This window comes from Rhodococcus sp. AB351, assembly GCF_049538275.1.
Lineage (GTDB): Bacteria > Actinomycetota > Actinomycetes > Mycobacteriales > Mycobacteriaceae > Rhodococcus.
Genome location: NZ_JBMVFW010000001.1, coordinates 417,393 through 430,330 on the forward strand (window position 1 = coordinate 417,393; position 12,938 = coordinate 430,330).

At 67.2% G+C, this 12,938-nt stretch carries 11 protein-coding genes; 6 read left to right on the plus strand and 5 right to left on the minus strand.

Going from position 1 to position 12,938, the window contains the following annotated elements; all coding sequences use genetic code 11:
• Window positions 1–64 precede the first annotated feature (64 nt).
• The 3 genes from ACPCXD_RS02115 to ACPCXD_RS02125 are packed head-to-tail and all read left to right on the plus strand — an operon-like array spanning window position 65 to window position 3,450.
• Window positions 65–1,003, plus strand: coding sequence for an ABC transporter ATP-binding protein (locus tag ACPCXD_RS02115; RefSeq protein WP_423658162.1), 939 nt, complete (start codon window positions 65–67; stop codon window positions 1,001–1,003).
• Complete coding sequence (locus tag ACPCXD_RS02120; protein ID WP_059384067.1) at window positions 993–2,030, plus strand: ABC transporter ATP-binding protein; 1,038 nt, start codon at window positions 993–995, stop codon at window positions 2,028–2,030. The genes ACPCXD_RS02115 and ACPCXD_RS02120 overlap by 11 nt, the downstream gene beginning before the upstream one ends.
• Window positions 2,011–3,450 carry an MFS transporter gene (locus tag ACPCXD_RS02125; protein WP_423658164.1) on the plus strand — a complete coding sequence of 480 codons (1,440 nt, stop codon included), beginning with the start codon at window positions 2,011–2,013 and terminating at the stop codon, window positions 3,448–3,450. Before ACPCXD_RS02120 ends, ACPCXD_RS02125 begins: the two co-directional genes overlap by 20 nt.
• Here ACPCXD_RS02125 and ACPCXD_RS02130 read toward each other — a convergent pair.
• The 5 genes from ACPCXD_RS02130 to ACPCXD_RS02150 form a co-directional block, all read right to left on the minus strand.
• Window positions 3,444–4,730: an MFS transporter gene (locus ACPCXD_RS02130; RefSeq protein ID WP_423658827.1), complete on the minus strand. Its 1,287-nt coding sequence runs from the start codon at window positions 4,728–4,730 to the stop codon at window positions 3,444–3,446. The two genes, ACPCXD_RS02125 and ACPCXD_RS02130, sit on opposite strands and share 7 nt — an antisense overlap.
• A gap of 176 nt (window positions 4,731–4,906) precedes the next feature.
• Window positions 4,907–5,200, minus strand: coding sequence for a DUF3263 domain-containing protein (locus ACPCXD_RS02135; RefSeq protein ID WP_423658166.1), 294 nt, complete (start codon window positions 5,198–5,200; stop codon window positions 4,907–4,909).
• Window positions 5,201–5,229: 29 nt separating this feature from the next.
• Entirely contained in the window at window positions 5,230–6,663 is a 1,434-nt protein-coding gene (locus ACPCXD_RS02140) for a FadD3 family acyl-CoA ligase (protein ID WP_423658168.1), read from the minus strand.
• Window positions 6,660–7,841: an amidohydrolase family protein gene (locus ACPCXD_RS02145; RefSeq protein ID WP_059384071.1), complete on the minus strand. Its 1,182-nt coding sequence runs from the start codon at window positions 7,839–7,841 to the stop codon at window positions 6,660–6,662. The genes ACPCXD_RS02140 and ACPCXD_RS02145 overlap by 4 nt, the downstream gene beginning before the upstream one ends.
• 35 nt (window positions 7,842–7,876) lie before the next feature.
• A complete protein-coding gene (locus ACPCXD_RS02150) occupies window positions 7,877–9,418 on the minus strand; it encodes an AMP-binding protein (protein WP_423658170.1) in 1,542 nt (513 codons plus the stop codon).
• Between the two features lie 135 nt (window positions 9,419–9,553).
• On the opposite strand from ACPCXD_RS02150, the gene ACPCXD_RS02155 reads away from it, so the two are divergent.
• The 3 genes from ACPCXD_RS02155 (at window position 9,554) to ACPCXD_RS02165 (ending at window position 12,920) form a co-directional block, all read left to right on the plus strand.
• Entirely contained in the window at window positions 9,554–10,291 is a 738-nt protein-coding gene (locus ACPCXD_RS02155) for an enoyl-CoA hydratase/isomerase family protein (RefSeq protein WP_423658172.1), read from the plus strand.
• A gap of 224 nt (window positions 10,292–10,515) precedes the next feature.
• The gene (locus ACPCXD_RS02160) at window positions 10,516–11,850 is read left to right on the plus strand and encodes a cytochrome P450 (protein WP_423658174.1); all 1,335 of its coding nucleotides are present in this window, start codon (window positions 10,516–10,518) and stop codon (window positions 11,848–11,850) included.
• Between the two features lie 347 nt (window positions 11,851–12,197).
• Window positions 12,198–12,920 carry a M23 family metallopeptidase gene (locus ACPCXD_RS02165; protein WP_423658829.1) on the plus strand — a complete coding sequence of 241 codons (723 nt, stop codon included), beginning with the start codon at window positions 12,198–12,200 and terminating at the stop codon, window positions 12,918–12,920.
• Window positions 12,921–12,938: the final 18 nt, after the last annotated feature.

Consider the following 12,938-nt stretch of genomic DNA (forward strand, 5'->3'; position numbering starts at 1 on the left):
GCCCATTCTCGAAGTGAGAAATCTCCGTGCCTACATCGGCACGCCTCGAGGCACCGTCCGCGCAGTGGACGACGTGTCGCTCGATCTGGACTCCGGACAGGCGCTGGGTATCGTCGGCGAGTCGGGCTCCGGAAAGTCGGTGATGGCCCGGGCCATCATGGGGCTCATGCCGCCCCGCTCGGGCCGATCCGGATCGGTGACCTTCCAGGGCCGCGACCTGCTGGCCCTGACCAAGAAGGAGAAGCGCGAGATCTGGGGCAAGCAGATCGCGATGGTCTTCCAGGATCCGGGCCGGTCGCTCAACCCGGTCGTCCGGGTCGAGCGACAGCTCACCGAGGGGATGCGGAAGCACCTCGGCGTCAGCAGGTCCGAGGCGCACACCCGGGCGCTGAAGCTCCTCGAGGAGGTGGGCGTCCCCGACCCGGAACGACGCCTCCGCAACTATCCCCACGAGATGTCCGGTGGCATGCGCCAGCGCGTGATGATCGCGATCGCGCTGGCATGCGAACCGGATCTGCTCATCGCCGACGAACCGACCACCGCGCTGGACGTGACGATCCAGCGTCAGATCCTCGACCTGCTGCGGCGCGTCCAGCGCGACCGGGGCATGTCGATGATGCTCATCAGTCACGACCTCGCGGTGGTCGCCGGTCGCACCGACCGGGTGTCGGTGATGTACGCCGGTCGGCTCGCGGAGGTCGGTTCCACCCGTGAGGTGTTCGAGCAGCCGATGCACCGCTACACCCACGCACTGCTCGGGGCGACCCCGACGATCGACCACGTGCGGCATGCGCCGTTGCGGGTGATCGGCGGGTCGCTGCCCGACCCGACGTCGCCACCGGACGGTTGCCGGTTCGCGCCGCGCTGCAACCACGCGTCGGACGAATGCCACACCACACCGCCCCCGCTCGAGTCGGTGGGCGTCGATCATCACGTTGCGTGTCTGAGCCCGGTGACCGTTCCGGTCGGGGCCGTTTCCGGAGGTGAATCCCATGGCGGGTAGTGGCGCCACTCATCTGCGCGGCGACGAGGCCCTGCTCAGTGTGCAGGACCTGGTGGTCGAGTACCCCACCGACAACGGTACGGTGCAGGCGGTCTCGAAGATCAGCTTCGACATCCTCCCCGGTGAAACCCTCGGCATCGTCGGCGAATCCGGGTGCGGCAAGTCGACCACCGGTCGTGCGGTGCTGCGGCTGGACCGCATCACCTCCGGCCGTATCCGGTTCGGCGACGAGTGGATCGAGGAGGCGAGCGAGAAGCGCATGCGCTCCCTCCGGCGCGACATGCAGATGATCTTCCAGGATCCGGTCGCCTCGCTCAATCCGCGCCGGTCGGTCGCCGACATCGTCGTCGAGGGTCTGACGGTCGCGAAAACACCTGCGAAGGAACGGGCGACGACATCGGTGTCGGTCCTCGAACAGGTCGGTCTGCCCGGCGAGCGTTTCGCCGGCATGTTGCCCCGCCAGCTCTCGGGTGGCCAGGCGCAGCGCGTCGCCATCGCGCGAGCGCTGGCCCTGAATCCCCGGCTGCTCATCTGCGACGAACCGGTCTCGGCGCTCGATGTGTCGGTGCAGGCCCAGATCCTCAACCTGATCGAAGAACTCAAGGCGGAGTTCGACCTCACCGTCGTGTTCATCGCCCACGATCTCGGCGTGGTGCGCACGGTGAGCGACAAGGTCATGGTCATGTACCTGGGCAAGGTCTGCGAATTCGGTGATTCCATCGAGATGTACGACGACCCGGCGCATCCCTACACGCGCGCGCTGCTCGATTCGGTGCCGCTGACCGACCCGGAGAAGGGTTTCGCCGGACCACCCCTGGCCGGCGACGTGCCGTCGCCACTGGCACCTCCCACGGGTTGCCGGTTCCGCACCCGCTGCCCGATGGCCCAGGATCGTTGTGCCGAAGAGGAACCCGAGATGCGTGAGGTCCGTCCGGGCCAGTACGCGGCCTGCCACTTCCCGCTGCCGTCCGTGACCGGACGCGATCTTCCCGAACCCGCCGCCGTCGGTGCCGGTGCGGACGCCTGATCGACCGAAGGGCCGCACGATCCGGGTACTGGTCTTCGCGGGCATCGTCACCACGGTGATGTCGACCCTCGTCATCCCACTGCTCGGTGAACTGCCCGCCCTGCTCGGGACCAGCCCGTCCAATGCGTCCTGGGTGGTCACGGTGACCCTGCTCGCGGGTGCCGTCGCGACACCCGTGACGGGACGCCTGGGCGACATGTACGGCGCGCGCCGGATGCTGTTGGTGTGCACGATCCCACTCATCGTCGGGTCGTTCCTGTGTGCACTGTCGTCGTCCCTGGCCCCGATGCTCGTCGGCCGTGCCCTCCAGGGTGCGGGCTTCGGGATCGTGCCTCTCGGCATCAGTGCGTTGCGTTCCCTCGTGCCACCGGCTCGTCTCGGCTCGGCTATCGCCCTGATGAGTTCGTCCCTGGGGATCGGGGGAGCACTCGGCCTGCCGCTCGCTGCGGCCGTCGTCCAGTACACGAACTGGCGGATGCTGTTCTGGGGAGCCGGTCTCGCCGGTGTGCTCGTCGCGGTGCTCATCGCCCGGCTGGTGCGGGACACCCCGGTGCCGGCGGAGGCGGGCCGATTCGACCTTGTCGGCACCCTCGGGCTCTCGGTCGCACTGGTCGCCGGGTTGCTGGCGATATCCAAGGGCGGCGACTGGGGCTGGACGGGTGCGACGATCCCGATCCTGTTCGCGGTCTCGATCGTCGCGTTCGTGGTGTGGGGCCGGTGGGAACTGAGGTCTCCGGCACCGCTCGTCGATCTCCGGGTCTCGAAGGGGAACCGGGTCCTCGTCACCAACATCGTCGCGACCCTGATCGGTTTCTCGATGTACTTCCAGGCGCTGCTGGTTCCCCAGATCCTCATGCTGCCCACGGAGACCGGATACGGACTGGGACAGTCGATGGTGGCCATGGGGCTGTGGTGCGCACCGGCCGGTCTGCTGATGATGGCGATCTCCCCGCTGGGGGCGCGGCTGACGACCCTGCGCGGCCCCCGCACGACCTTGTTCGCGGGCTGCCTGATGATCGCCGCGGCCTATGCCTTTGCGGGACTCCTCATGCGATCGCCGTGGGGTCTCATGGCGCTCACCTGCTGCGTCGCGGCGGGGATCGGACTGGCGTACGGGGCCATCCCCACATTGATCATGGGGGCGGTGCCGGCGACGCAGATCTCGTCGGCCAACAGCGTCAACACCCTGCTGCGTTCGGTCGGAGGCACGGCGTCGGCGGCGGTCGCGGGGGTCGTGCTGGCGCAGACGACCGTCGCCTTCCGCGGAACATCGATCCCGTCCGAGGGAGGACTCCTCACCGGCATGCTGATCGGGGCGGCGTCCGCGCTGCTGGCCGCCGCCGTGACCCTGGCCATCCGTCGTGTCCGACCCGAGGACCGGACCGATACAGAAGCTGCGCCGGCCGTCTCCCGTCAGTGATGGGACAGGGCGGTGGGGTGTGCTTCGTTGTCGATACCCGGGATGCCGCGTCCACGCAGCGACGCCCCCGCGGTCTCCGCCACGAAGTAGAGGGCGACGAGCCCGACCACGCACGCGCCCATCATGTAGAAGGCCGGCATGAGATCGTTGCCTGTCCGCTCGACGAGCCATTCGTTGATCGCGGGGGCCGTACCACCGAAGATCGAGGTGGACAGGTTGTACGAGATCGCGAACCCGGCGAACCGGACCTGCGTGGGGAACATCGCGGGGAAGGTCGCCGAGATGGTCGACAGCTGCATCACGTACAACAGGCCGAGCACGGTGAAGCCCAGAATCGCCCAGCCGAAGCCCACCGACATCAACATGTACATCGGCGCGGCGAGAACGAACAGACCTACCAGCGACGCCGCCCAGAGGGGCTTGCGCCCGATCCGGTCCGACAACGCCCCGGAGAACGGGATGACCGCCATCATCGCGAGCTGACCGATCAACACCAGGATCAGTGCCGAGGTGGTCGTCAGACCGATCCGATCCTCGAGATAGGTCGGCATGTAGCTCAGCAACGTGTAGTTGCAGACGTTCAGCGCGATGACCAGACCCATCATCTTGATGATCGGCCGCCAGTACCGGGTGATCAGGTCCTTGAACTCGGCGCCGACGCTGGCCTCCTCCTGGTGCGCCTCCTCGAGTTCCTTGAAGACCGGTGTCTCGTCGAGTTTCGAACGGAGGTAGAGGCCCACCAGTGCGAGCGGGCCGGCGACGAAGAACGGCAGTCGCCAGCCCCAGGTCGCCATGAAGGCGTCGGTGGACAGCAGATCGATCATCAGGACGAGGAACGCACCGACGGAGAAACCGCCCAGCGTGCCGAACTCGAGGAAGCTGCCGTAGAAACCACGCTTGCGGTCGGGGGAGTACTCGGCCATGAAGGTCGCCGCGCCGCCGTACTCACCGCCGGTGGAGAAGCCCTGGATCATGCGCAACAGCACGAGCAGCAGCGGCGCCCAGAACCCGATCGATTCGTACGAGGGGACAGCGCCGAGCAGCACCGTCGAACCACCCATCAGCAGGATGGTGAGCGCCAGGATCTGACGACGACCCAGCCGGTCGCCGAGCGGACCCCACACGAAACCGCCCAGCGGCCGCATGATGAAGGAGACTGCGAAGACGCCCAGCGTGAGCAGTGTCGCGGATTCGAGATCGCCGGGAAAGAACGAATCGGCGATGTAGGTGGCCGTGTAGGCGTAGACGCCGTAATCGAACCACTCGGTGAAATTGCCCATGGCCGACGCGCCGATGGCGCGCCGTACCGTCTCCGGCCGCTCTTCGTGAGCGTCCGGTGTCGGGTCGACGGAACCGTTCTCCACGATTGCCCCCTCCGATCGAGCTCGGTGCCTCGGCGGATACCCGAGTCGGAGGAGGACGAAACCGATTCCCGTGAAGTTCCTCGAAGCCGTGGTCAGGCGGACAGTCTGCTGAGGGGATGCGCCGACGAGACGTACCGTGCCCGATCACGTCGGTCCGCCGCGGCGGCGAGGTCGACGGTGTCGAGCCGCTCGTCGCAGATGCGCACGAGTTGCTCGAGGATGTGTGGTTCCAACCGGTTCCACCGATGCTTGGTCAGCAGACCGCGGAGGCGGTGGAAGTAGTTCTCGGGGGTGATCCCGAAGGTGACCCAGATGTCCTCGTCGGGCCCACCGTTCCAGTGCCGCCACTTCACGGCGAAAGCGATCATCGCAGCTTCGTCCGACATGCCGGAACTCCTGTCTGATGGGGGATGTGTCAATGGAGTAGTTCTTTGACGACCTTGCCGGTCGCGTTGAAGGGGAGCGCGTCGATGTACTCGACGACACGCGGAACCTTGAATCCCGCCATGCGTGTGCGGCTCCAGGCGATGAGGTCCTCGGCGGGGACGGGATCGGACGAGACGACGAACGCCTTGCCCACCTGGCCGAGCCGGTCGTCGGGAATCCCGATCACGGCCACCTGGTCGACGGCCGGGTGTTCGAGCAGGAAACCTTCGATCTCGGCGGGATAGGCGTTGAAGCCGCCGACGACGAACATGTCCTTCTTGCGTCCGATGATCCGGAGGTGGCCGTCGGCGTCGATCTCGCCGAGATCACCCGTGTGGAGCCACCCTTCGGCATCGACGGCTGCGGCGGTGGCCTCCGGATCGTCGAGATAACCCTGCATCACGTTGTATCCGCGGATGAGCACCTCGCTGTCGTCGGCGATGCTCACTTCCACACCGTCACAGGGTTTTCCGACGGTCGTGGCGATCTGTTCGAAGGTGTCGCCGCGGCGGGAGGCCGTCGCGGTGCCGGCCTCGCTCAGGCCGTATCCCGTCATGATCGTCTCGAAGGGCAGTTCGCTCCGGATCCGCCGGATCAGATCGACCGGGATGTCGGCCGATCCGGTCACCGCCGCGCGCAGCGACGACAGGTCGTGGGTCCGGTCCTGCTGCGCTGCGAGGAGCGAGTGGTAGAGCGTGGGTGGTCCGGGCAGCATGGTCACATGTTCCCGCTCGATCAGGTCGAGGACGGTGTCCGTCTCGAAGACCGGGACGGGAATCATCGTGGCGCCGCGGATGAACGACGCGACGAGGCCGGCCTTGTAGCCGAACATGTGGAAGAACGGGTTGACGAGCAGGTAACGGTCGCCGCGTCGCAGATCGGCCAGATCGCACCACTCGGAGAACATCCGGAGGGTCTGCAGGTGGTTCATCATCACGCCCTTGGGGCGTCCGGTGGTGCCCGAGGTGTACATGATGTCGGCGATGTCCTCGCCGACCACCTCGCGGGTGAAAGGTCTTCCGCTGTCCAGGAAACCGGATGCGATGTCGATCCGGGGGGTGCCGGTCGGCACCGCGTATTCCTGGTCGAGGAAGCCGTCCTGCACGAGGGTCAGCTTCGCTCCGCTGCGCCGGATGATGTCGCCCGCCTCGTCCTCGCGGTAGCGGGTGTTCACCGGGACGAGCACACCACCCGCGGTGAGCAGGCCGAAGGCCGCGACGATCCACGCGGCGGAGTTCGGGGCCCAGGTCGCCACCCGATCACCCTTGCCGACACCTGCGTCGGCGAATGCTCCGGCGGCGCGGCGGATTCGATCGGTGAGATCGGTGAACGAGATCCGGAGGTCCCCGTCGACGACCGCTTCGGCATCACCGAAGCGGTCGCCGGCGCTGAGGACCATCTCGGGGATGGTCCGCCAGCTCATACCTTCAGGAGCCTCGCGAGGTTGCCGCCCATGACCAGCTTCTGGTCCTCGAAGGGCAGGTGCTGGATGTGCTGGATGTAGGTGGTCGGCTCGGCCAGGCCCTCGGGGTGCGGGTAGTCGGAACCGAACAGCACGCGCTCGGCGCCGATGAGGGCGGTGAGCTTGCTGAAGTCCTCCTCCCAGAAGGGGCTGACGTGGATGCTGTTCTTGACCGCCTCCACCGGGTCCTTCATGCCGAAGCCCTCGGGGGCCTTCTTGAAGGTGTCGGCGAGGTTCTGCAGCAGACCGGGCAGCCAGCTCGCGCCGTTCTCGATCACCGCGATCCGCAGCTCCGGGAAGCGGAGGAGTGCACCGTGGCAGACCCACGACGCGACCGCGTCCTGGATCGGACGCCACTCGTTGACCATGTGGAAGGTGTTGGTGACGAACGGCAGCATCTCCTTGTCGGCACCGTCCCACTCCGCCGTGTGGCGGGCGTAGCCGCTGTCGGACGAGTGCTGGGTGACGAGCACATCGAGTTCGACGACACGCTTCCAGAAGGGATCGAACTCCGGCAGGGCGAACGAACGCGGTCCGCGGTAACCGGGAACCGGAGCCGGGCGCACGAGGATCGCCTTCGCGCCGCGTTCGACGCACCACTCGAGTTCCTCGATGGCCTTGTCGACGATCGGCAGGCTGATCACCGGCACGGTGAAGATGCGGTCCTTGTAGTTGAAGGACCACGTCTCGTACAGCCACTGGTTGAGCGAGTGCACGACGGCGTGGATCAGCTCCGGATCGTCACGCATGCGCTCCTCGACGAGGCTGGCGAGGGTGGGGAACATGAGCGTGCGTTCGATGCGGAGTTCGTCCATGAGCTCGAGACGGGCCGCCGGCTCGCGGAAGGCCGGGATCGACTTCATGGACTTGCCGAAGATCTCCCGACGGCTCTTGCCCTCGGGGTTGCCGTTCTTGAAGTAGTCCTCCATGGCGCCCGGCCGGGCGACGACCTCGAAGGTCGGGTTGGGGATGTAATCGCTGATCTGACCGCGGATCGCGATCTTCGTGCGGCCGTCGACCTGCACGTACTTGATCACGTCCTTGTACTTCTCCGGAAGGAACTTCGTCAGCGCCTCCTCGGTCTCGTACAGATGGTTGTCCGCATCGAACAGCTGGTACGGCAAATCGTTCGCGGTCATCAAATCCTCCTTCTCCTGTTGAGAGAATACTATTCTCATGTGTGCACAGCCGCAATATCCTGACGAAGCCGGAACTTCTGGATCTTCCCGCTCGCCGTGCGCGGGAAGTCGTCGACGCGGTGCAGTTCCTCGGGCCACTTCTGCTTGGCGATGCCCGCCTGCCGGAAGTGTGTGCGGATGTCCTCGAGCGTCGGCATCTCGTGCCCGGGCCGCAGGCGCAGCACGGCGGCGGCATGTTCTCCGAGGCGCTCGTCCGGCGCCGACACGACGGCGGCCTCGGCCACCGAGGGCAGGGTCAGGAGCACCTCCTCGACCTCGAGCGCGCTGATGTTCTCCCCACCGCGGATGATGAAGTCGGCCTTGCGGTCGGTGATCGTCAGGAAGCCGTCCTCGTCGACGATCGCGACGTCTCCGGTGTGGTACCAGCCGTCCTCGTCGAATGCGCGTGCCGTGAGTTCGGGGGTCGTGTATCCCATGCACAGATCCGGTCCGCGGCTGAGGATCTCGCCGTCGTCGGCGATACGGATCTCCACTCCCGGGCACGCGTTGCCGTCGGTGAACAGGCGCTTGTCCACCGGATCGGTGACGAGCGAACTCGTGATCGACGGGTGCTCGGTGCTGCCGTAGGCGCGGAACACCGTGATGCCGAGATCGTCGAGACGACGGGTGACGGCGGCGGGCACGGTCGACCCGCCCAGGCCGGCGTACTTCATGTACTGCAGGTGCCGGTCCGGATCGAAGTTCGGGTGGTCGAGCAGACTGGTGATGAAATAGGTTGCACCGCCGCCGATCACGAGTCCGTCGCTCTCCATCAGTTCGATCGCGCGGGCCGGATCCCAGACATCGAGCAGGTTGATGGGGGTGTGGTCGAGGATCGGGATGAGGAAGGCGTTGACCATGCCGATGAAGTGACCCACCGGCGCGCCCGTGAGCTGTGAGCCGCGGTCGGCGGGATAGCGCTCGGAGAGCTGCCTCGTCTCGAAGCCGAGCGTCCGGTGCGTGTGGATCACGCCCTTGGGATCGCTCGTGGTGCCGGAGGTGAACGCCAGCAGTGCCGGCTGCGAGGGATCGACGGGGAGCACGCCCTCGAAGGGCTCGTCGTCGAGCAGGTCGTCGAAGTCGCGTCCCACGACACCGACGACGGGAACGTCGGCGCACAGTTCGGGCCGGTACTCGGTGTATCCGAACTTCTCGGCGCACACGAACACCTTGGGAGCGGACTCGCGCAGGATGTACCCGAGTTCCTTGGGACCGTAGAAGTGGACGATCGGCACGACCGTCGCGCCCAGGAGGGACGAGGCCCAGAAGACGGCCGCGGCCTCCATCCAGTTGGGGAGCTGGAAGGCCACGACGTCGCCGGGGCCGACTCCGCGGCGGTGCAGACCGGCCGCGAGGCGCCGCGCGACGTGTTCGACCTCGCTCACGGTGCCCGCCCACGGTCGGATGGTCGAGTGGATGCGGAACTCGGTGTCGGGTGCGGCCTTCAGGCCGCGCGCCAGCATGTCGCCGATCGTCTCGCGAGTCCACCACCCTTCGCTCTCGTAGCGTTCGACCAGTTCGGAGGGGATCTGCCGCATCTGAAAGCTCCAGTGTCCGGGGTGGCGTCACGCCGCCGTTCGTCGCGGCGCGACCGGTGCAGACCGGCCTTGGCCGGTTGTGGAGATGCTATTCTCCGACAAGTAGAATTCCAATATCAGTTCGGAGAGCAGACCATGGTGGAGCTGGAGCTCGACGACGGACTCGCCGTCGTCACCATCGATCGCCCGCACGCGCGCAACGCCATCGCCCCCGAGACGATGGACCAGCTCGAGAAGGTGCTCGACGAGGCCGAGCAGGCGCAGGCGCGCGCCCTGGTGATCCGCGGTGGTGGCGACCGCGCCTTCGTCTCCGGTGGCGATCTGAAGGAACTCGCCGAGCTCCGCACCCACGAGCAGGCCGCCGACATGGCCCGGCAGATGCGCGCCGTGTGCGACCGGATCGCCGGCTTTCCGGCGCCCGTCGTCGCCGCGCTCAACGGTCACGCACTCGGCGGTGGTGCCGAGGTGGCCGTCGCCGCCGACATCCGCATCGCCGCGGACGACATCAAGATCGGCTTCAACCAGGTGTCGCTGGCGATCATGCCCGCCTGGGGCGGTGCCGAACGGCTGGCGTCGCTGGTCGGACGCGGGCGTGCCCTCATGCTCGCCGGGACCGGCGACATCCTGCGAGCCGAGGAGGCCGAACGCATCGGCCTCGTCGACAAGGTGATCCCGCGGGAGACCTTCGACGAAGGGTGGCGCACTCTCGGCCGCGCCCTCGCCAATCCGTCCTCCGCGTCGATCAAGCATGTCGTGAACGGCGCGAGTCCGGAGGAAGCGGTCGACGCGTTCGCGCGGTTGTGGATCGGCGATGCGCACTGGGAAGCGGCCGACAAGGTGCTCTCGCGCGGCAAGCAGGCGCGCGGAAAATAGGGCACAGGGAAACCAGGACGGGTAGTTGTCACTGCAGCGCCGAACGTTTGCGCGCCCTGAAGACTGTTGCATACCGTCCGAAGGCGTGCTTCTGTCCGCGAACCGTGCACGCCTGCTCGTTCCAGGGTTGCGGTGATCTCCCCCTGCGGGTCCGGACGGACGTTTGGATGCACTCTCGGCGGGAAGCCTGCATAGGTCCTGTCCCCCCGACGCCGGGAGCACCTGTGCCTGCATCGACCGCGACCGTTTCGCCCACCGACGCCGCTCGGCTCCTCGGGCAGGTGGCCGTGCCGTTCGTGGCGGTGGGACCGATCGCTCGTCGGCGTTGGGCGATGAAGTTGCTCGAGAAGAACCAGTCCGATGCCGGCGTGGTCCGCCTGGTCGCCGATCTACGGAAGCGGCACGGTGACGGACCGGTGGTCGTGCCGATTCCCGGCCGCACCCTCGCGATCGTCCTGACGCCCGAGGATGTGGACCGGATCCTGCGCACCGACACGGCGTCGTTCACTGCGGCCAACAAGGAGAAGGTGGCCGCACTCAGTCCGTTCCAGCCCAACGGTGTGCTCATCTCCCGAGGGGACATCCGCGCCCAGCGACGCGCGTTCAACGAGTCGGTCCTCGAACCGGAACACGCCCTGCACCGTCTCGCGGCCGAGTGGGTTCCCGTGATCGAGCAGGAGGCGCAGAATCTGCTCGAGCACGCGAGGTCGCGCGGTGAACTCGACGCTCCTGATTTCGTGAAGACCTGGTGGCGCCTCGTTCGGCGACTCGCGTTCGGCGACGCCGCCCGCGACGACGAGAGCATCACCGACCAGTTGTGGACGCTGCGCTCGAACGGGAACTGGTCGTTCGCGCATCCGCTCCGGCACCGCCTGCGCGATCGGTTCACCCAGGACCTGCACCGTCATGTCACGGCGGCTCCGTCCGAGAGTCTGGCCGGGGTGGTCCGGGACCTCGCAGCGCCGGCGTCCGTCGACCCGATCGGGCAGATGCCGCACTGGTTGTTCGCGTTCGACGCCGCAGGCATGGTCAGCGCCCGAACCCTGGCGGTGTTGTCGACCCATTCCGAGCAGCGTCTGCGCGTCGAGTCGGAATTGTCGGGAACCGAAGCCGGGACACCGCAGGTCTACGAGTACCTGCGGGCCTGCGTGTTGGACACGACCCGGCTGTGGCCCACCACTCCGGTGATCCTCCGGGACTCCGTGGAAGAGACCACGTGGAGCGACGGTGCGAGTGGTACCTCCACGATTCCCGCCGGTACGGGCTTCGTGATCCTGTCCTCGGCCTTCCACCGCTCCGACGACCTGCCGTTCGCCGACACCTTCGAACCCGAGATCTGGCTCGACGGCCGCGCCGAGCGCTATCCCGCGCTCGTGCCGTTCAGCGCCGGACCGACGGTGTGCCCCGGGCGCAGCATCGTGCTGTTCGCAGCGAGCACCTTCCTTGCGACTCTGCTCCGGTCCGCCGAGTTCACCGTGGTGTCGGATATGAAGCCGGATCCGGCGCGTCCGCTGCCCGCGACGTTCGACAATTTCGGTCTGCGTTTCGCGGTGCGGTAGGACTGCCCGGAACGGCCTCTTTACCCCATCGGAAACCGTTTCCCCGTTATCCGATGGCGTGACGTCACTCACTGTTTACCCCGGTTTTGCGTCCGACGCGTGAGGTCGATGGTGTCGATGTGAATCGAGTAGGGCAAATCGGGCACATTTTGTCCGATACCGGTCGGTTTGGAGTCAAGGCGACACGCTCAGGTCGTCAAAGGTCGAAGTACTCTGTGATGGAATCGTGACCCTTTCGTTACCGAGGGCCTGTCCCAGAGGAAACTGCTGTGATCCGAAATCCTGAATCCACCCCCACCCGAGAAGCCACCGATCTGCGACGGCGCGCAACCCGCGCCGGCAGGTGGATGGCAGTCGCGGTCCTCGCGAGCGCCGTCACCGTCGGCGGAACGACGGTCGCGAACGCCGCAGGCGACCGGGTCCGCGTCGAGTCCGCCACCGCATGGACCGGCGCCGGGGAGAACCTCTCGACCGCACCCCAGGTGCTGAAGGTCGCCGGTGTCGACGCATCGCACTACACCGAGAAGCTGAACCGCGCCGCCGAGCGGGAAGCGCAGCGTGTCGCCGAGGCGATCGCTGCCCAGGAGGCGGCGCAGCGTGCCGAGGCCGAGCGGATCGCTCGCGAGGCCGCCGAGCAGGCCGCTCGCGAGGAGGCCGCGCGTCGTCCCGCACTCGCCTTCCCCGCTGCGGGAACGCTGACCTCGGGCTTCGGCCCGCGCTGGGGCACCAACCACAACGGTGTCGACATCGCGAACTTGATCGGCACGCCTATCGTCTCCGTCACCGACGGTGTCGTGATCGACTCCGGTCCGGCCTCGGGCTTCGGCCTGTGGGTGCGCATCGCGCAGGACGACGGCACGACCGGCGTCTACGGCCACATCGACCGGTCCCTCGTCTCGGTCGGCCAGCACGTCCGCGCCGGCGAGCAGATCGCCACGATGGGCAACCGCGGCCAGTCCACCGGACCGCACCTGCACTACGAGGTGTGGCAGCCGGGCGGCGCCAAGGTCGACCCCATCCCGTGGTTCCACGCGCGCGGCGTTCCGGTGCCGAGCTCGCACCTCGGCTGATCCGGTAGGCGACAGCCC